This window comes from Paenibacillus sp. FSL W7-1287 (assembly GCF_038004245.1).
Lineage (GTDB): Bacteria > Bacillota > Bacilli > Paenibacillales > Paenibacillaceae > Pristimantibacillus > Pristimantibacillus camelliae.
In genome coordinates, this window is the sequence record NZ_JBBORD010000001.1 from 2304587 (window position 1) to 2323458 (window position 18872).

Below are 18872 nucleotides of genomic sequence, written 5' to 3' on the forward strand. Positions count from 1 at the left end.
TTTTAACGGGAGGTCGTATACGAGAATGACAGATAACAATAACAGTCTAGACAACAAGGTTGCAGTCATTACAGGTGCTGCTTCAGGGATAGGACAAGCGACAGCCATTGCTTTGGCGAAGGCAGGAGCTAAAATTGTACTTGTCGACCTAAATAATCGACGAGCGGAAACGACAGAGGAGCAGATCAAGCAGCTAGGTGGGGAATGCATCTTTGTCGATACCGATGTTGCCGATCCTAAGCGCGTTGAGCAAGCGATTCAACAAGCTGTAGATACATTCAAAACTATCGATATTGTGTTTGCGAATGCTGGTATCAATGGCACGGTTGCGCCAATCGAGGATCTTACACCAGATCAATGGGACGAAACGTTAACGACAAATCTAAAAAGTACATTCCTTACGATTAAATATGCGATTCCACATATGAAGCAAAACGGTGGAAGCATCATCATTACGAGCTCAATCAATGGCAGTAGAAAGTTTTCCGGATTCGGTATGTCAGCATACAGCTCTTCAAAGGCAGGGCAGGTTGCCTTTGCTAAAATGGCCGCACTAGAGCTAGCACAGTATAAAATTCGTGTAAATGTAATTTGTCCAGGCGCCATTCAAACGAATATTGGTGAGAACACATTCAAGCAGCCAGAAGTGGAAAAAATTCAAATTCCAGTTGTCTATCCTGAAGGAAGTCAACCGCTCGAGCACGGCCCTGGTAAGCCTGAACAGGTTGCTGATCTCGTTAAGTTTTTAGCATCCTCGAGCTCAAGCCATATCTCTGGTACAGAAATCTTTATTGACGGTGCGGAGACGCTGCTTTAGAGCGCAGCTGCGATTGTTAAGCATCGATGCAATAGCTTAGCGTATTAGGAGATAGAACAATCTTTTTAGAACTACTTTGCGACACCCGAGTGGTGCATTCCTTATGCACCACTCGGGTTTTTAGCTTATGTACTAACGTTCGTCATATCGAAGTTATGACACTCATCATCTGCAGTTTCACTCCGCACATTGATATAATTAGGTGGAGAGAAGTGTACGGAATGGGGGAATGAATAATGCTGAACGGCAGCTTGAACATAGGTATATTTGGTGATTCCATCGGCAAAGGGATTTTGCTTCGCTCGGATTCCAATCGTTACAGTACATTGAAGATGGATCTGCAGAAGCTATTTGGCATTAGTGACGAGAAGCTTTCTATTCAAAACTACAGTATGATGGGAAGCACGGTAACGAAGGGACTCGCAGTTTTGGATCGGCATCTAGATAAAGTGAAGCACTTTAAAAATGTACTGCTTGAGTTTGGTGGCAATGATTGCGACTATAACTGGAAGGAAATATCGGACAATCCGCAAGCGAATCACGAATGCAATACGCCAATACCAGTATTTAACAAGAAATATACTGAGATGATCGCCAAAATCCGTGAGTGTCAAGGGAACCCGATTATGCTGACATTGCCGCCATTGGTTCCTGATAAATATTTTGCATGGATTTCTCGTAATCTGAATAAGGATCATATTCTGACATGGCTTGGAGGCGATGTGAACGTAATCTATCGTTGGCAGGAGCTGTATAATGCCCAGGTTACTCGGCTCGCTTCACAGCTATCAGTACCACTTATCGATATTCGTTCGGCATTTCTTCTAAACCATAACTATCAAAATCTGATCTGTGAAGACGGCATCCATCCCAATGAAGCAGGATATGAGCTAATCTATAAAACCGTATCTGAGCAATATCGTCAAACGATTACTATACGCTAAATGAATATATGCAATGTTAAGACTCCTCGTTATCGAGGAGTTTCTTCTTTATGATTGGAAACCACAGGAAATTGATCGATAAAGAAAAAGGATAAAAATGTTATAATAGTGCAAGCAATGAAAGGAGTGATGTTTTATGTTCATCAATAAATCCAAGTTTCTTATTCTTATAGGGGATTACGTATTGTAATGTAACGTTTTTCCCTAATCTGAGAGGGGAAGAATAGTTGAAGAGAATTGAAGTGCCGGCTATAGAGATAGTGAGAGAAATCACTGAACACTATTTCGGAAAACGAGTGGAATTAGAAAGAGTAACAAAAGGGAGCTCTACTTACGTATTTCGGATATTCACAGATCATCAAACGTTTTATCTTCGAATATTGCCAGAGCAAGCTGCTAGTTTCGATGCTGAGGTTAAAGTGCTTAGGCTTCTACGGAGTAAAGGAATTAACGTTCCTAACGTCATCTATTACGAACAGAGAAATCATCTCATCGGTTTATCTATTATGGTTACAGAAGAGCTATTAGGTAGTGATCTAGATCGGCCTGACTTAGAGATCGATCATGACAACCTCGCACAAATTCTATATCATGCAGGTGAACAAATCGCTCTAGTCAATCAGATTGAACTAAAGGGCTTTGGTGAGATTGATCGAGCTGTAAATGCTACACTGACTGGTGAGCACGAATCTATGCGATGCTACTACGAAGAGTTTTTAGAGCATGATCTGTCTATATTACATCATTATGGCTTACAGGATCATTCGATAAATGTGGTGAGAACTGCTTTAGAAGAAGGCTTCGAATTCATCAACGAACAAAGGGCTTATCTGGCTCACGGCGACTTCGATACATCGCATATATTTCAACATCACGGTGCTTATAGTGGAATTATTGATTTCGGTGATATTAAAGCGGTGAGCGCTCGGTATGACCTAGGTCATTTTAGAACTCATGATTTCTTAGGTGGATATGAAGCATTATTGTCTGGATATAACAATGTTAGGAAATTGTCGGAGCGAGACAAGGCAGAAATTACGCTCTGGGCACTATTTATCGCAGTAAGAAGGCTGGGCATGATTCATGGCAGACCGAAAGGTTTTACCACGCTCATCTATCGCAATCTATAAAAACCACCATTACAGAATGGCAACGATTACGATAAGGTCTCGTGTAACAACATATAGTTGACTTTTTCGTTACTTTCCGCTACAGTATTGAACAATTATATATTCTAAATGCGCCTGATCAAGACCATTTTGCTCCATGCATCGCTGAACAGAGAGGAAGTCCACCGGCTGAAAGACTTCTCGAAACGATTGAGCAAAGTCCCTATCTTGTGAGCAGTAACGATAAGTTATTCGCTATCGTTACCGGTTTAACTTGCCGTTATACTAATGAAGGACTAGAAGCAGTGTAATTGTGCTTGCTTTTCGTCGAACTAGGGTGGTATCACGACACATTCGTCCCTAACGAATGTGTCTTTTTTATTTTCTACCGATATTAAGCAATCCATAGGAGGGCTGGAAATGAAACAAAGCCAATTGTATTTTTCTACATTACGAGAAGCGCCAGCTGATGCAGAGGTAGTTAGTCATCAGCTAATGCTAAGAGCTGGCTTAATCAAGCAGCTAGCGGCTGGTATCTATAGCTATATGCCGCTTGGCTTACGTGTACTTAAAAGGATAGAGCAAGTCATTCGCGAGGAAATGGACCTTGCGGGCGCACAGGAAATACTAATGCCCGTCATGCAGCCGGCTGAGCTATGGAAGGAGTCAGGTCGCTATGATGTTTACGGGCCTGAGCTGATAAGACTAGCTGATCGACAGCAACGAGAATTTGCGCTTGGTCCTACCCATGAGGAAGTCATTACTTCGATTGTACGTCAAGATATTAACTCCTATCGCAAGCTGCCAGTAACGCTTTATCAGATTCAAACGAAGTTTCGAGATGAACGTAGACCACGCTTCGGCTTGTTACGCACACGAGAGTTTGTTATGAAGGACGCCTACTCGTTCGATACGGATTGGGAAGGGCTAGACACGACCTATCATCGCATGTATGAAGCATATAACCGAATTTTTACGCGCTTAGGACTAAATTATCGTGCTGTAGAGGCAGATGCCGGGGCAATTGGCGGAGAAGGAGGGACGCATGAATTTATTGCACTGGCTGATATTGGGGAGGACACCATTGCACACTGTGATCAATGTCAATACGCAGCGAATATTGAGCGAGCATCGGCAAAGGTTAACCCATCCGATTTTGTCGAAGTAATAGCTCACAGTCAGACAAGATTTAATGATGCACCGCTTGAAAAGCTTTATACACCTGGCATGAGCACAATCGAGCAGCTAGTGCAAAATCTTAGTGTTGACGCAAAACAAATCATAAAAACGATGCTGTTTATCGTTGATGGTCAGCCCGTTGCTGTCGTTGTTCGTGGAGATTATGAGGTTAATGAACTAAAGGTAAAGAATTATTTAAGGGCATTAACTATTAATCTAGCTAACGATCACGAAGTTGCAGCACATATATCCTCTGTTACTGGCTACGTTGGTCCAATCGGCTTAACCGTTCCAGTACTCGTTGATTATAGCGTGCTCGAATTAACGGACGGCATCCTAGGAGCCAATGAGCAAGACTACCACTATAAGCATGTGAACGTAAGAAGAGACCTAGACGTCACGCATGTTTCAGATTTTCGCAATGTTGTTGAAGGTGATACTTGTCCACGCTGTGAGGCAGGACGTTTACAGTTTAATAGAGGAATTGAGCTGGGACATATATTTAAGCTCGGGACAAAATACAGTGAGAGCATGTCAGCTACATTCCTTGATAAAGCCGGGAAATCACAGCATTTCGTGATGGGCTGCTACGGTATCGGCATATCCCGAATATTGTCAGCATTAATTGAGCAGCAGGTTGAAGGGGATGGGATTGTATGGCCAACAATTATTAGTCCATACCAGCTTCACATCATCCCAATATCCTACGCAGATGAGAACCAGCGAGAGCTTGCAGAACGAATGGCCACACCATTAGAGCAAGCGGGGATTAATGTGCTAATCGATGATCGAGATGAACGAGCAGGTGTGAAGTTCAAGGACGCGGATCTAATAGGTATTCCGTATCGTATCATTGTTGGCAAAGACGCTGCAAGCGGTAAGGTGGAGTGGATTGACCGTATAAACAATACTAAAGATTTGCTCGATGCCTCAGCCGTAGTGGAGCGAATTAGCACTATCTACTCGGGCAGTAAAACGATATAGAAGCTATAAAACCATAGTAAATGAAGAATGCCGAAAAGCTTGAGCTTTTCGGCATTTTGATGTTGAGCATGATGATTAGGTCACGCGTCATGAGTATGATCATCATAGAGCGGATGATTATTCATGTAAGCCAGTAACCTTAACCGGTCCTTGAGCAATAAGACGCGTCATAATTAGTGCCAGCTCTCGCGGTGATTGATGCTGACCTGATTCAAACCAATGCTGCAGTACACCGACATTGGCCGACGAGATAAATGCAATCAAGTAATCCTTTGGCACCTTAATATTCGCCGCTTGATCCTCTGGAATAAAGTCAGTAAGTTTATTAAATAATTTTTGCTGCATAAATTTCCTTATGCCCATTGCGAATGCAGGATCTCCCTTAGGGCCTAGCATTAGCTTACTAAAATCAGTATGCTCATACCAAAACTCTAGTATGGCAACAATTTTCTCATACGGCTCATCACGCTTTGCAGCTGTAAGCAGCTCATCGATTTGAATTTCATTCGCGAGTAATGAGAGCTCATCCATCAATTGTTGCTGACATTGTTGAAGCAGATCCGTTACATCCTTGTAATGAAGATAGAACGTGCCACGATTGATCTCAGCGCGCATCGTAAGATCACTAACAGTTATTTTCTCCAGTCCTTTTTCCTGCATCAATTCAACCAGTGCCTGACGAAGAAGCTTTCTTGTTCGAAGCTTTCGCAAGTCTGTCTTTTTAACCATCATTACATTCCTTTCGCAAATTTCTTAATACGAATTTATTTTTCAATCAACAGATAGCAATGAAAGTGTTGAATATTGAACATCTCGGCGGTTTATTGATTATTGATGTTTTTCCTATGCTCATTATAATTGACAGTGTGATTAATAATCAACAACATGTTCATTAAAATGAAAGGAAGGCGTTGGAATTGTCTTTATTGAAGCAGAAAATATTATGGATAGGTGGAGCTGCTGTTTTTGTCGCACTTATCATTTTTGGTTTAGCGATGATGGGCTCAGTATTAGGGGCAAAAGCTAAAGCATTACCGGTAGCTCTCGTCGTTCTTGATCAGCCATTGGATTTGCCAACGGGCGAAAAGATAGCATTGGGTGAATTAGTGAAGCAAAAGGTTACAGAATTGGATCAGCTACCAATTAACTGGATTACAATGGACTCCGAAAGTGATGTTCAAGTAGAGCTAGAAGCTCAAAACGTATATGGCGCCCTCATTATACCGGCTGATTTCAGCAGAGGAGTGTTGTCTATTCAATCTCCTTCACCTGTTCCTTCTACAATTAAGCAATATCTTAATGAAGGAATGAATAGTCAGGCTGCATCAGCAGTTAAAACTATGCTGAATCAAATGATGGATATGATGCAAAGCGAAATCTCTCAAAATCTATTGAGCCAAATAGGGGAACAGGCAGAGCAATTGCCTATCCATACTGCAAAAGCACTATTAACTCCGTTCCATATAGAGGAGATCGTCGTCCATGCTGTAGGCAGTAATAACGGTAATGGCACTGCACCAAATATTTTGACGCAGGTAATTTGGATTGGAAGCTTGATATGCTCTATTTTCCTATTTTTAGCTGTTAGAAATTGTCGACAAACAACCGATCGTAGATTCGCAGTTGTTGCTGTACAATTAATTGTAGGATTGGTCTTAACTGCTGCTGCATCAGGCTTTACGGTTTGGATGGCCAATATTTGGTATGGAATGCATATAAGTAATCCTTTGCACGTTTGGTTGTTCTTGTGGCTTGTAGCTGCTGCTTTTTTCCTCCTCCAATCAGCACTGTTAAGCTGGATCGGTTTCCCGGCAATTGGTTTACTTGTGTTGCTTCTGTTCTTCTCGTTACCATTGTTAAATATGGCACCTGAGTTTATGTCGCAAACAACTCAAGACTGGCTATATTCATGGACTCCGCTTCGTTACGCAGCAGCTGGTCTAAGAACGATCATGTATTACGGTGGAGAAGGGATGTCATTAGCATATCGTGTCATGTGGTGCATTGCAGCCGTTGCAGCAGTAGTTCTACTAGCTTCAAGTGCTCGAAAGGAAAAGACTGATAAGCAGAAGACGGGGTTACTGTCGCTACCTACAAGTAAATAACAAAGGTTGTACGACAGCATACATGTAAATGTATTAAAAAATGAATGGACTCATAGAACTTGAACAAACGGTAGCTAGATTAACTTTGCTACCGTTTGTTAGTTGTGAGCAACAACACGATTAATAAAATTCTCTTGTGAGATAGAAGCATGGTAAACGTAATGTACTGCTGTATGGCTTACATGCGCATAAGTAAGGTATTAGTAATTGAATAAAATTACATATGAATGTATAATTATGCAATATTGAACATATGTATACCATGTTTGGAGGGAGAGAATGAAATATAATGTGTTTATCGACGGGCAAGAAGGCACGACTGGTTTAAAGATTGTTGAGGATTTATCAAAGCTAGCAAACATAGAGGTTATGCGCATAGATGCTGACAAGAGAAAGAACACAACGGAACGCAGCAAGCTGCTTAATCAAGCTGATCTTGTATTTCTATGTCTACCTGATTCTGCGGCAAGAGAATCCATCGAGCTAATTAAGAATACAGACACTAGAGTTATTAATACGAGTACTGCCTTCAGGACTGACAACGATTGGGTGTTCGGTTTGCCCGAGATTAAAGGTCAACGAGAGCTCATTCGAGCCGCCTCTAAAGTATCTGTCCCAGGCTGTCACGCCACTGGCTTTATCTTAACCATTCGACCACTCATCGATGCTGGCTTACTTCAAAAGGATTATCCAATATCGTGCTATTCACTAACGGGGTATTCAGGTGCAGGTAGAAGTGGGATTGAGGAATATGAGAATCCAGTGCACATAGCGTCAAAGCTTTTGCATGCTCCAAAGCATTATGCATTGCGGCTCGATCATAAGCACTTACCTGAAATGAGCATGTATGCTGGACTCTCGCATGAACCGCTGTTTACACCGGTTATCGCAAATTATCGGCAAGGGATGGCAATGACCATTCCGCTAATAAGCAGAATGCTACCGAAAAAATCCACTGCCCAAGAGATCCATGAGGCTTTAGCGGAGTACTATTCGTCGGAACCATTTATTCATGTCATGCCATTTCAATCTGAAGCATACCACGATCATGGAAGATTCGACATTACGGCATGCAATCATACAAACCGTTTGGAAATCTTCGTATTCGGCAATAATGACAACATCAATATCATATCTCGTTATGATAATTTAGGAAAAGGTGCATCGGGTGCTGCGATACAGAATATGAATCTTATGCTCGGTTTTGATGAATGCAACGGTTTAGTAAAATGATTGATGAATCGATGGCAGCCGGTGAACGTGGGCTGCCGTTTTATGTGATCATAGGCACATATGCTAACTATTCTATTTACTGTTAATGCTCTTGCAGCTATTTTTGTACAATATATCGATAGTGCAAGTTCTAATACGTTTATCTTAGCAACTAACAGTTGCAAAAGCTCTTCAACTAACGCTCGCTACAGCTTTATAGCTCAATTTGCTATGATGAAATTAGTATAATCTGATTCTTCAGAGTAAGAGAGGAGAGAGTATATGCTGGATTATAAAAAAATCGGCGAGAGAATTTTGCAATGTAGAAAGAATAAAAACATGACACAAGTAGAGTTATCTGAGATGCTCGGCATAAGTCATCAAGCTGTATCTAAATGGGAAAAAGGGATGAGTTTGCCTGATATTGAACAGTTATTACGGCTCACAAAACTGTTTAACCTGACGATGGAACAAATATTGTTAGGACATAGTGAAGGGCTAACGGATGAGAACGTCGTAAAGACTGAAATAACGAGTTCAGATTCGTCAGAGTTAGTATGGAGTGAAGTATTAAAAGTAATAGAAAAACAAATAAATGCACAAAGCTACAAGACATGGTTCCAAACTGCAACCGGAAGATTAGAAAACGAAACACTCATCGTTTGTTGTCCGAATCCATTTTCCATGGAGTGGCTTCAAACTAAATATTCCTTCCTGATCAGGCAAACCTTAGATGCTTTAACAGGGGGAGCCAATATTACTCTAGAATTTCAGTCGACTACACAAGTCCAGGTGAACTCACAATAAATTTTATAAAACCAAATGCGCATATAAACGTATGTAATGCTTGAACACATTGCATCATACATAACCTGTTAAAGGAGTAATATCTTTGTTCAAATTAAATCGAACCATTCAGATTGCTTTGCTTGTTGCGCTGATATTTGTCATTGTCTTTCTATACTCTAAGGTAGATTACTTGTTTACCTCTTTGTATGGATTAATTCAGGTGATCTTCGTTCCTATCCTGTTAGCGGCGTTTTTTTATTATCTGTTGCGGCCCGTTATTCGTTTACTCGCTAAATACAGAATAAAAAAAATCTTTTCGATCCTCATCATCTTTTTAATACTTTCGGCATTAGTTGTTTGGTTCATCGTCGCGATGCTGCCATTGCTGCAAAAACAGTTTATCAGTTTGATAGAAAATGCACCTAGCTTCTTTGATGCCATCGGTAAACAGATTACAGAATTGCAGCAGCAGGAAATTTTCCGAACGATTTTCCCAGCTACGGACTTTGATTGGTCGACGGTATCCAACTACATTAATAAAGGACTATCAAGCATCAATGCTTATATCGGTAGTCTAGTGAGCTTCGTGTCCAATTTCACCATTGTACTATTTATCACACCAATTATTCTGTTCTTTTTACTTAAGGAAGGCGAGAAGCTGCCGACGCGCATTGTTAATGGATCTCCAGTGCGTTTTAAGAACGATGTACAGGAAATGCTCGAGGAATTTGATAAAGTACTTAGCAGCTTTATTGTCGGTCGAGTACTAGTCAATGTTTTTTTAGGTGTGTTGATGTACATTGGCTTTATCATAATTGATTTGCCATATGCACTGCTGCTGACAACCATTGCGGTTATCGCAAATTTCATTCCATTCGTGGGAGCAATATTATCCTCAGTACCAATTGTAATCGTCGCACTAGTGGATTCACCGTCCAAGGCGATATGGTCTCTGGTCATTATTTTGCTAGCACAGCAAATTCAGGATAATCTGATTGCACCTTATATTTTTGGGAAGCAGTTAAATATACATCCTCTAACTACAATTATCCTTGTACTAGGTGCAGGGAAAATGGGTGGGATTATCGCTATGATTATCGTGATACCAGCCTATCTCATTCTAAAGGTTATTGCGATCAAGGTTTATACGTTGTTCTTTAAGGAGAAATGGGAAAACCTATAGCACTAAACATAAAAACGAGCGTATCTAGTTAATAGATGCGCTCGTTTTTATGTATACGATCTCGTATTACTGGTGGTCATTCTTAATGATGCTTATACCTGCAACAAAAAGATAGGCAAATGTGGAAAGCATAACTAGAACCAAAATCGTTGGCAGCATTATATTTTCCTCCTCTAGAAGTATTTATACATTAGGTATTGATTGCTTCCTATTTTAGCAAAATAAACAATCAATTTATATAAGAATACGCTTCTTTCGAAAAGTCTTCATAGTTGTGACAATTCAGTTAACTGACTGCTCTGGCCATTAAGTTGATACAAATTTGTCCATATGAGATAATTGCTGTGAACTCTTATCTTATCATTCTATAGTGAGAAGGCGAGGTAAATAAATGGAATACATAAAGCTAGGCAATACTGGTTTGGATGTTTCTCGAATTTGTCTCGGTTGTATGAGCTTTGGCGATGCCACAAAATGGACTCATCCATGGGTGCTTAATGAAGAAAACAGTCGTCCGATCATTAAGAAGGCATTAGAGCTAGGAATTAACTTTTTTGATACGGCCAATATTTATTCCGAAGGAGCTAGTGAGGAAATTGTCGGTAGAGCGTTGAAGGACTACACGAACCGTGATGAGGTCGTTATCGCAACAAAGGTATTCTTCAGAATGCATGAAGGACCGAATGGAGCTGGTCTTTCACGTAAAGCGATTATGTCAGAAATTGATAAAAGCCTTAAGAGACTTGGAACAGATTATGTGGATCTGTACCAAATTCATCGTTGGGATTACCATACACCGATTGAAGAGACGATGGAAGCTTTGCATGATGTCGTTAAAGCTGGGAAGGTAAGATACATAGGCGCTTCAGCTATGTATGCATGGCAATTCCTTAAGGCGCTGCATGTCGCCGATTCGAATGGCTGGACTCGCTTCGTGTCCATGCAGAACCATATGAATCTTATTTATCGGGAAGAAGAGCGTGAGATGATGCCACTCTGCAGAGAGGAAAACATCGGTGTAATTCCTTATAGTCCATTAGCTGCGGGGCGTTTAGCGCGCGAGTGGACAACGGAGACCATTCGTTCTAAAACCGATAAAGCGCAACAATCGAAATACGGTGCTACCGCTGAATCAGACCGATTGATTGCCGACCGCGTAACGATGATTGCAGAGAGTCGCGGAGTTCCTCGCTCGCATGTGTCTCTTGCTTGGCTGCTTCAGAAGGAAGCCGTAACTGCTCCAATCATTGGAGTGACGAGTATAGAGCAGCTAGAGGAGTCCGTACAATCGATTACTTTAAAGCTGACCGATGAAGAGATCGCTTCATTAGAGGAGCTTTATGTACCACATAAAGTCGTTGGAGCTTTATAGATCAAGCGTTTGTCGCTTACGATAATAGATAATACAGATGAAGCAGGAGAATGTAAATTCCTTGCTTCACCTGTTTTTGTTCAATCGAACAATTATTTCATTTCGCAGAGTGAGAGTGATTCAATGATTCATATTGAACACTTCTGACTCTTTATCAGGAGCATTTATTTATTCAGCTGGTCTGTTTTCACTAAATATTTTTCTTTCCTGCTGAAATTCTGTAATTTCTTCGCCACCATTAAAAATAAAATTCGTATCGTTGTTACTGATACTGCAAGCCTCTTTTCCTTCTTTGTTCAGCGGCGCTAAATTATTTAATGGTTGATTAGCTTGTTGTTGTGCTTGCTGTTGATTTTGATTTTTTTGTTGGTTGTTCATGCTATTACTCCTCCTTTAAAAATAATGGACTGCGGTCATATCCTTTGAATTTAGCTCAATAAATATGTACGTCTAAACCATTCAACCATTGGTGTCTTTATAAGCGTCATAAAAACATAAAAAACGGACAAAATAACGAAAATCATGCTGTGAGGTGATAAAGAAATGGAGAACAAGCGTAGACAAAATCAATCTCAGAAAAAGCTACCGATAAACGGTATTGAGGATGTAGAGTTTTCGATGGAGCTAGCCGACGAAGAAGATATGGAGGCACTCGAGCGTATGGAGCAAGCAGATCGTAGACAGGATTCCGAATACGAGTAAGAAAGAAGGCTGCAGTAGTTGGAGAAAAATATATTAGCGTATTTTAAGAGTCCGGAAGAAGCACAAAAAGCAGCAAAACAATTAGAAGCATTAGGCACGATTGATATGAGTATTGATCGTTTCTCCAAAAATCCTGGAGGAGAACTAAACAGTATTACGAATCCTGTTACCGGATATATTTCAAGCCTTGCCACGCTTTCACTTAATGCGGATATCTCTAGTAGAGATGATGGAATATTATTGGCAGCCGGTACAGACGCAAGTGGTTATAGCAGCGGTGGCGATCATGGACCAACAGGGAGAGACATACTACTGACCGTTGTCGTTGATGAAAGCGTTCATCATCAAACAATGCAAATATGTGAGCAGGCTGGTGGGCTTATATAGAGCTTAGCGTTCACACTAATTTTGCCACATCATATGCAGTAGCATTCGATATGTAAGAGCAGACATACAAATAACGATACGCCGGTGACCACTCACCGGCGTATCGTTACTTTTGTTCCAACAGATACAGTTTCTGCTAGCTGCAAGACATCCTCATTATACATGCGTATACATCCTTGCGAGACCTCATGACCGATCGAAGCAGGGTTATTCGTACCGTGTATGCCATAGTGTGGTTTGGATAAACCCATCCAAAAAGCACCAAATGGACCGCCAGGATTGCGCTGTTTATTGACGATGGTGAATTCACCAACTGGTGTTTTCGACACCATCTTACCAATTCCTACTGGAAATCCTCGAACAACTGTATCGGAATCAAGAAGATAAAGCATCCTATCAGAAAGATCTACAATAATTCTGTAGTTTGGCATCCGCATCAGCCTCCTAGTTATTCATATGAGAAGCTACGAGCGGATGACTGGGCTAAGCTTATACATATTTTTTATAATAATGACTTAAGGCGAGTAGGGGATAGATATATCGATAGCTATTATAATGAACATAAAAGTTACCTGGCAGACCAGCCCCTGTAGGGTATATCGTAGGCCAGCCGTTTTCATTAATTAATGCCATTAACCTTTTCATACCACTGTTAATTGCAGAAGTCGGTTGATCATGCATAGCAATTAAAGCATCTAATGCCCATGCCGTTTGAGAGGGGGTGCTATAATGTAGAGGGGTGTACTGCATGCGGCGATCACTTGTACATGATTCTCCCCAGCCACCATCTCGATTCTGTATGGAATACAGCCACTCTATCGCTTTCTGCACTTGTTTGTCGCTCGAAGTAATCCCTACTGCACTTAGGCCAGTTAATGCTGCCCACGTGCCATAAATATAACAAATTCCCCATTTTCCATACCATGAGCCATCGGCCTCTTGATTGTTCATTAGCCATCGAACGCCACGCTGAATATGATGATTGTCGTGCTTAAGCTGACTGTAATGGCCGAGGTATTCAAGCGTTCGACCTGTTAAGTCTGCAGTCGAAGGATCAATCGCTGCTGCTTTCGAACCATCTAACGCTAACCACGTCACCATTTTATTATCTACGTTCTTCTCAAATGCAGGCCAGCCACCGTCGTTGTTTTGCATAGAGAGCACCCAATTTAGACCTAAGACTGAAGCTTCTTTATAGGACTCATTTTCCTGAGACATGCTATAGATCGCACGTAATGCCGCAGTCGTATCGTCAATATCGGGATTGATCGTGTTTGACTCAGAAAACCCCCAGCCGCCAGGAGCTGCTCCTTCGTTATGTACGCTCCAGTCTCCTTTTTTGTGCTGCTGCATGTTTACTATATACGAATTCGCTTTTAAGATAGCAGGATGACTAGCTTTCACGTTGGCTTGCTGCAGTGCATAGCTTAGCAATGCAGTATCCCATATCGTTGATGGCGAGTTTTGTATTGTAACGGTATGACTTGAGCTATAACACCTCATCTGTATAAGCCCCTCGATTGCTTTTATAATGGTTGGATGCTGACGATCATAGCCTAATGCTAATAAAGAGAAAACCATTAAGATCGTAGAGCTTGCATAGCTGTACAGTGTTCCATCATCCTCAATTCTATCAAGCATAAATTGCACCGCTTTTTCAGAGGCGATATCGTTCAGAGAGGAACCCAATAAACGATTACGACCTTCTTCTATCCGCTCCTGCATCAGTTGATACGAAGCAGATTCGAATTCCTCAGCTTCATAACGAGTCGAAGGATAAACGAATAGGTCATCTAGTGGATAAGGAGACTGGATGTGGAAGTCTTGCTTAGCCATAATAAGCATAGGGATAAGATGAACTCGTGAGTAGCCTGAAAACTCAAAGAAATTAATAGGTAAATAAGTAGGTAGGAGGAGCATTTCCATAGGGATGGATGAGATAGCTTTGGGCCAGCGCTGCTGTCCTGTAATGGCGAGCATCGCTTTGCATAATAAACCTTTCGTGTTAGTGATTCCTCCTCTAGAGCGAATAAACTGTTTAGCTTTCAAGATGCTATCATCGTTTAATTGGCTGTAGCCAGAAAACAGCAACGCTTGTAAATTATCGATCGTCGCAGCTAAATTTCCATCCTCTTCATCCTCATAAAGCTTCCAGCATCCATTGGGCAGCTGCTCCTTTATAATTCGTTGGTGGAGCTGCCCAATGAATGCTTCGTCCTCATAATGTAATGTTCGCAATAAAATTATCATATACGCGTCAATAATCGTGCCATTCTCAAAGCAAAAACGCCAAGTACCGTCCGCTTGCTGCTGCTGTATAAGAAACCTAGTTAATTGGTTGATGTCCGCTTTTAAATCAAGCTCTCGAATTCGTTCGGGATTCATGCTACACCTCCTATGCAGTTTATAAATTATATAGAAACGAAGCCGCATTCATGTATAGAAGGTGAAGTTAATAGATTTACAATATTATACAGTTATCGATATACTGTATAATAGCTGCTTCATCTTATGTAAACCTCATCTATGTGCTCCGTATTATTGAATCTGCTAAGGAGGCCGTTCGATGGATGAAAAAATCATTAATCGTGATTGGGAATTATCGAAAAGAATTAACGCGCTTGCTCGTCATTATCTCTTGGAAGGAAATACGGTAGAAGAAGCGCTGCAGAAGGTATTACATTCAGAGGAGTATCGAGACTGGATTGCAGTTCCGCGCTGCTTTTCAATTGATCCTGAACAAAAGAGATATTATCAAGATATAGAAGCTGACATCACCTGGAAAAAGTACACGGCTAGAATCGATCATTATATTCATTCATATTTTACAGGTTCAAGCACTACTAAGCCCATAGAGTCAGGCGAATATGACCAGATCTTTATGGGCCTTGGAATGCAAATAACTCCTGAGCAGCTTGGCTATGAAATTGCCGAGCTTTCTCGTATGGTAGGTGTGAATAAACCATTAAACTACGGTCATTTATTATGTCTATATAATGGTACATTACTCTCCGATCTTGAAGAGGAGCAACTCGACAGTTTAGTTTCAAGAAAGGAAGAGGTTGTTCAATTTGTGGATGATGTCTATGCGAGATATCGTGTGAAATAAATGGTTTAGACTCCTCTAGAATTATACACAATGAATGGTATAATAATCGTTCGAGCTAATCAAACCTATAGAAAGGGTGTTACTATGAGTGAATCGAATCAAGAATATATTATTATCTCATCTGCAAGAGAGAATAATCTTAAAAACGTTTCGCTACGGATTCCTAAACGAAAAATCACCATCTTTACCGGCGTATCTGGTTCTGGAAAATCTTCAATTGTCTTCGATACAATTGCAGCAGAATCACAACGCTTATTGAATGAAAACTTTAGTATGTTCGTTCGAAATTTTCTACCTCGCTATCCACAGCCTGACGCGGATGCGATCGAAAACCTGAGTATGGCTGTTATTGTGGACCAGAAGCGTCTCGGCGGCGGTTCTCATTCAACAATGGGAACGATTACAGATATATCACCAATATTAAGGCTACTTTTCTCCAGAATAGGTCAACCCCATATTGGACATGTCAATATGTTCTCCTTTAACGATCCACAGGGCATGTGTCCTAAGTGTAATGGGCTAGGTCGAAAGCTAGGTGTAGACATGAACAAAGCCATTGACATGTCAAAATCGTTGAATGATGGGGCATTGATGCTGCCAGATTATGCAGTAAACGGCTGGGATTGGTCAATGGTCGTACAGTCTGGCTTCGACCCTGATAAGAAGCTAAGCGACTATTCAGAGGAAGAACTGGAACAGCTTTTGTACGGTAAGGCTAAAAAAGTAAAAGTAGAATTTGCAGGAAAGCCAACGAATATTACAGTGGAAGGCGTTATCGAGAAATTCACTAACAAATACATAAAGCAGGATCTAAAAGCAAAGTCAGAACGTACCCAAAAAGCGGTTGCACCATTCATCTCCGAGGGACCATGCTCCAGCTGTCACGGTGCAAGGCTGAGTCAAGCTGCACTTAGCTGTAAAATCAATGGACTTAATATTGCTGAGATGTCTGCAATGGAGGTCGGTCAGCTCATTCGAGTCGTGAAGGAGATTGACAATGAGGTTGCTTCCTCCATCATCAAATCACTTACGGAACGATTGCAGCATCTGGTCGATATCGGACTGGATTATTTGACACTCGATCGTCAGACGGACACCTTGTCTGGCGGTGAATCACAGCGCGTCAAGATGGTAAAGCATCTAAGTGGTAGTCTCGTTGATGTTACGTATATCTTCGATGAGCCTAGCGTTGGCTTACATCCACGAGATGTGCATCGTCTCAATGAATTGCTGCAGAAGCTGCGAGATAAAGGGAATACGGTCATTGTGGTCGAGCATGATCCTGATGTTATTAAGGTAGCCGATCATATCATTGATGTCGGCCCTTATGCTGGCAGTCGAGGGGGAAATATCGTATACGAAGGGAGCTATCAAGGTTTACTGGAATCAGGTACATTAACAGGCAACCATATGAAGCATCAGCTCCAGCTGAAGCAAGAGTGCAGACAGCTATCTGGCAAGCTTTCGATCAAGGATGCAACCTTGCATAATCTAAAAACCGTTAGCGTAGATATTCCAACCGCTGTGCTTACTGTCGTTACCGGAGTTGCAGGATCAGGTAAAAGTACGCTCATCAATGAAATATTTCTTAGTCAGCACCCTGACACAATCGTCATTGACCAATCGGCGGTAGGGGTGTCAACCCGCTCGAATCCTGCAACCTATACCGGTATTATGGATGATGTGCGCAAAGCATTCGCTTCTGCCAATAAGGTGAGTGCAGGCTTGTTTAGCTTTAATTCCAAAGGAGCCTGTGAGCATTGTCAAGGACTGGGCGTTGTGTATACGGATCTAGCATTTCTAGATAGCGTGAAGCTGCCCTGTGAAGTATGTGAAGGCAGAAGATTCAAGGAAGAGGTGCTTGAGTACAAGCTGAATGGAAAGTCGATTGCCGATGTACTGCAAATGACAGTAGAGCAGGCTTTAGAGTTTTTTGAGCTGAAGGAAGTCAAGCGCAAGCTGCAGGCGATGAGTGATGTAGGACTGAATTATATTACACTAGGTCAGCCGCTCAGCACATTGTCAGGGGGAGAATGTCACCGTATTAAGCTAGCAAGTGAGCTGCATAAGAACGGCAGCATTTATGTCATGGACGAGCCCACGACAGGTCTGCATACGTCCGATATCGGTCATCTGCTAGCGATCATGAACCGACTTGTGGACGCTGGTAATACCGTTATCGTCATCGAGCATAATCTTGAAGTGATAAGTCAAGCTGATTGGATCATTGACATGGGACCAGATGGAGGTAGTAAGGGTGGCCAGGTCGTGTTCGAAGGCACACCTTCTCAGATCATTGGTGCGGAGCAGTCGATTACAGGGAAGTACTTGAAATAACCGCAGTCAATACGGTTACGTCCACGATTAAATAGATAAGCCTTACTGGAGATCCTTATTCACAGGGGTCTCCTATTTATTATGTGCTAAAAAAAGTTTCACTGGACACCAATTGGTGTCATATAATTGAGACACTGATTGGTGTCCAATTAGGTAAAGGGTGGAGGAAATTGAACGAGAATAAACAAGAGCGTGATGTGTATATAGCGATAGCAGACCCGACGAGGCGTGAATTGTTACGTTTATTGGCTGATGCAGAGGAGCTTCCTCTGCATGAATTAACTTCCCATTTTAACATGGGACGTACGGCTGTTTCTAAGCATTTGACTATACTTAAAGAAGCTCAACTCGTAACGGATCGTAAGGTAGGCAGAGAAACAAGATATCGTCTGAATGCAGACCCCCTTCAAGAAATTCAAGACTGGGTGTCCTTTTACGAAAAATTCTGGAATGAAAAAGTAATGCACTTGGACCGATAAATACGATCGTTACATGGACGTTAAAGGAAGAGAATGGGATAACGCACTTACAGCTGGAGCAAACTGGATTTGAAAAAGAAAATCAAGCCTTCCATGGCGCGAAATATGGCTGGGCTAGCATGGTTGAAGGACTAGAAAAAATGCTCGAGACTTTGTAATTTGCA

19 protein-coding genes are annotated in these 18872 nt (G+C 41.6%); 15 read left to right on the top strand and 4 right to left on the bottom strand.

All coding sequences use genetic code 11. From position 1 onward, the window contains the following. The first annotated feature begins 25 nt into the window (after positions 1-25). The 4 genes from NSQ99_RS10485 to NSQ99_RS10500 all read left to right on the top strand — a co-directional run bounded on the left by NSQ99_RS10485 (position 26) and on the right by NSQ99_RS10500 (position 5033). A complete protein-coding gene (locus NSQ99_RS10485) occupies positions 26-817 on the top strand; it encodes an SDR family oxidoreductase (protein ID WP_340836456.1) in 792 nt (263 codons plus the stop codon). Between the two features lie 236 nt (positions 818-1053). Then, positions 1054-1761, top strand: a complete 708-nt coding sequence (locus NSQ99_RS10490; protein ID WP_340836457.1) for an SGNH/GDSL hydrolase family protein — start codon at positions 1054-1056, stop codon at positions 1759-1761. 227 nt (positions 1762-1988) lie between these two features. Next, the gene (locus NSQ99_RS10495) at positions 1989-2891 is read left to right on the top strand and encodes an aminoglycoside phosphotransferase family protein (RefSeq protein ID WP_340836459.1); all 903 of its coding nucleotides are present in this window, start codon (positions 1989-1991) and stop codon (positions 2889-2891) included. Between the two features lie 399 nt (positions 2892-3290). Then, positions 3291-5033, top strand: a complete 1743-nt coding sequence (locus NSQ99_RS10500) for a proline--tRNA ligase (protein ID WP_340836460.1) — start codon at positions 3291-3293, stop codon at positions 5031-5033. Between the two features lie 117 nt (positions 5034-5150). Here NSQ99_RS10500 and NSQ99_RS10505 read toward each other — a convergent pair whose 3' ends face one another. Next, complete coding sequence (locus NSQ99_RS10505) at positions 5151-5765, bottom strand: TetR/AcrR family transcriptional regulator (protein WP_340836462.1); 615 nt, start codon at positions 5763-5765, stop codon at positions 5151-5153. Between the two features lie 194 nt (positions 5766-5959). Here NSQ99_RS10505 and NSQ99_RS10510 point away from each other — a divergent pair, with 194 nt between their 5' ends. The 5 genes from NSQ99_RS10510 to NSQ99_RS10530 all read left to right on the top strand — a co-directional run bounded on the left by NSQ99_RS10510 (position 5960) and on the right by NSQ99_RS10530 (position 11694). Then, positions 5960-7138, top strand: a complete 1179-nt coding sequence (locus NSQ99_RS10510; RefSeq protein ID WP_340836464.1) for a YhgE/Pip domain-containing protein — start codon at positions 5960-5962, stop codon at positions 7136-7138. 279 nt (positions 7139-7417) lie between these two features. After that, positions 7418-8371, top strand: coding sequence for an N-acetyl-gamma-glutamyl-phosphate reductase (gene argC / locus NSQ99_RS10515; RefSeq protein ID WP_251665273.1), 954 nt, complete (start codon positions 7418-7420; stop codon positions 8369-8371). Between the two features lie 261 nt (positions 8372-8632). After that, the gene (locus NSQ99_RS10520; RefSeq protein WP_251665274.1) at positions 8633-9157 is read left to right on the top strand and encodes a helix-turn-helix domain-containing protein; all 525 of its coding nucleotides are present in this window, start codon (positions 8633-8635) and stop codon (positions 9155-9157) included. Positions 9158-9242: 85 nt separating this feature from the next. Continuing rightward, positions 9243-10322, top strand: coding sequence for an AI-2E family transporter (locus NSQ99_RS10525; protein ID WP_340836466.1), 1080 nt, complete (start codon positions 9243-9245; stop codon positions 10320-10322). Positions 10323-10713: 391 nt separating this feature from the next. Next, positions 10714-11694, top strand: coding sequence for an aldo/keto reductase (locus NSQ99_RS10530; RefSeq protein ID WP_340836468.1), 981 nt, complete (start codon positions 10714-10716; stop codon positions 11692-11694). A gap of 168 nt (positions 11695-11862) precedes the next feature. Here NSQ99_RS10530 and NSQ99_RS10535 read toward each other — a convergent pair whose 3' ends face one another. Further along, positions 11863-12072, bottom strand: coding sequence for a hypothetical protein (locus NSQ99_RS10535; RefSeq protein WP_251665277.1), 210 nt, complete (start codon positions 12070-12072; stop codon positions 11863-11865). A 165-nt stretch (positions 12073-12237) separates the two neighbouring features. Here NSQ99_RS10535 and NSQ99_RS10540 point away from each other — a divergent pair, with 165 nt between their 5' ends. After that, the gene (locus NSQ99_RS10540) at positions 12238-12396 is read left to right on the top strand and encodes a YfhD family protein (protein ID WP_340836471.1); all 159 of its coding nucleotides are present in this window, start codon (positions 12238-12240) and stop codon (positions 12394-12396) included. A gap of 18 nt (positions 12397-12414) precedes the next feature. Continuing rightward, complete coding sequence (locus NSQ99_RS10545) at positions 12415-12783, top strand: hypothetical protein (RefSeq protein ID WP_340836473.1); 369 nt, start codon at positions 12415-12417, stop codon at positions 12781-12783. Between the two features lie 92 nt (positions 12784-12875). Here NSQ99_RS10545 and NSQ99_RS10550 read toward each other — a convergent pair whose 3' ends face one another. Beyond that, the gene (locus tag NSQ99_RS10550; RefSeq protein WP_340836474.1) at positions 12876-13214 is read right to left on the bottom strand and encodes a L,D-transpeptidase; all 339 of its coding nucleotides are present in this window, start codon (positions 13212-13214) and stop codon (positions 12876-12878) included. Between the two features lie 58 nt (positions 13215-13272). Then, complete coding sequence (locus NSQ99_RS10555) at positions 13273-15168, bottom strand: terpene cyclase/mutase family protein (protein WP_340836475.1); 1896 nt, start codon at positions 15166-15168, stop codon at positions 13273-13275. Positions 15169-15349: 181 nt separating this feature from the next. On the opposite strand from NSQ99_RS10555, the gene NSQ99_RS10560 reads away from it, so the two are divergent. The 4 genes from NSQ99_RS10560 (at position 15350) to NSQ99_RS10575 (ending at position 18866) form a co-directional block, all read left to right on the top strand. Further along, positions 15350-15892, top strand: coding sequence for a hypothetical protein (locus NSQ99_RS10560; RefSeq protein ID WP_340836477.1), 543 nt, complete (start codon positions 15350-15352; stop codon positions 15890-15892). An 84-nt stretch (positions 15893-15976) separates the two neighbouring features. Next, positions 15977-18229: an excinuclease ABC subunit UvrA gene (locus tag NSQ99_RS10565; RefSeq protein ID WP_340838773.1), complete on the top strand. Its 2253-nt coding sequence runs from the start codon at positions 15977-15979 to the stop codon at positions 18227-18229. Between the two features lie 170 nt (positions 18230-18399). Next, positions 18400-18708, top strand: a complete 309-nt coding sequence (locus tag NSQ99_RS10570) for an ArsR/SmtB family transcription factor (protein ID WP_340836478.1) — start codon at positions 18400-18402, stop codon at positions 18706-18708. 53 nt (positions 18709-18761) lie between these two features. Next, positions 18762-18866 (top strand): hypothetical protein, encoded by a 105-nt coding sequence (locus NSQ99_RS10575; protein ID WP_340838774.1) that lies wholly within the window; start codon positions 18762-18764, stop codon positions 18864-18866. The last annotated feature ends 6 nt before the right edge of the window (positions 18867-18872 follow it).

Bases quoted from the DNA above. Each gene is read 5' to 3' on its own strand.
- NSQ99_RS10560 (WP_340836477.1), top strand. From the start codon at position 15,350: ATGGATGAAAAAATCATTAATCGTGATTGGGAATTATCGAAAAGAATT.
- NSQ99_RS10520 (WP_251665274.1), top strand. From the start codon at position 8,633: ATGCTGGATTATAAAAAAATCGGCGAGAGAATTTTGCAATGTAGAAAG.
- NSQ99_RS10540 (WP_340836471.1), top strand. From the start codon at position 12,238: ATGGAGAACAAGCGTAGACAAAATCAATCTCAGAAAAAGCTACCGATA.
- NSQ99_RS10565 (WP_340838773.1), top strand. From the start codon at position 15,977: ATGAGTGAATCGAATCAAGAATATATTATTATCTCATCTGCAAGAGAG.
- NSQ99_RS10500 (WP_340836460.1), top strand. From the start codon at position 3,291: ATGAAACAAAGCCAATTGTATTTTTCTACATTACGAGAAGCGCCAGCT.
- NSQ99_RS10490 (WP_340836457.1), top strand. From the start codon at position 1,054: ATGCTGAACGGCAGCTTGAACATAGGTATATTTGGTGATTCCATCGGC.
- NSQ99_RS10550 (WP_340836474.1), bottom strand. From the start codon at position 13,214: ATGCCAAACTACAGAATTATTGTAGATCTTTCTGATAGGATGCTTTAT.
- NSQ99_RS10535 (WP_251665277.1), bottom strand. From the start codon at position 12,072: ATGAACAACCAACAAAAAAATCAAAATCAACAGCAAGCACAACAACAA.
- NSQ99_RS10505 (WP_340836462.1), bottom strand. From the start codon at position 5,765: ATGATGGTTAAAAAGACAGACTTGCGAAAGCTTCGAACAAGAAAGCTT.
- argC (WP_251665273.1), top strand. From the start codon at position 7,418: ATGAAATATAATGTGTTTATCGACGGGCAAGAAGGCACGACTGGTTTA.
- NSQ99_RS10485 (WP_340836456.1), top strand. From the start codon at position 26: ATGACAGATAACAATAACAGTCTAGACAACAAGGTTGCAGTCATTACA.
- NSQ99_RS10555 (WP_340836475.1), bottom strand. From the start codon at position 15,168: ATGAATCCCGAACGAATTCGAGAGCTTGATTTAAAAGCGGACATCAAC.
- NSQ99_RS10530 (WP_340836468.1), top strand. From the start codon at position 10,714: ATGGAATACATAAAGCTAGGCAATACTGGTTTGGATGTTTCTCGAATT.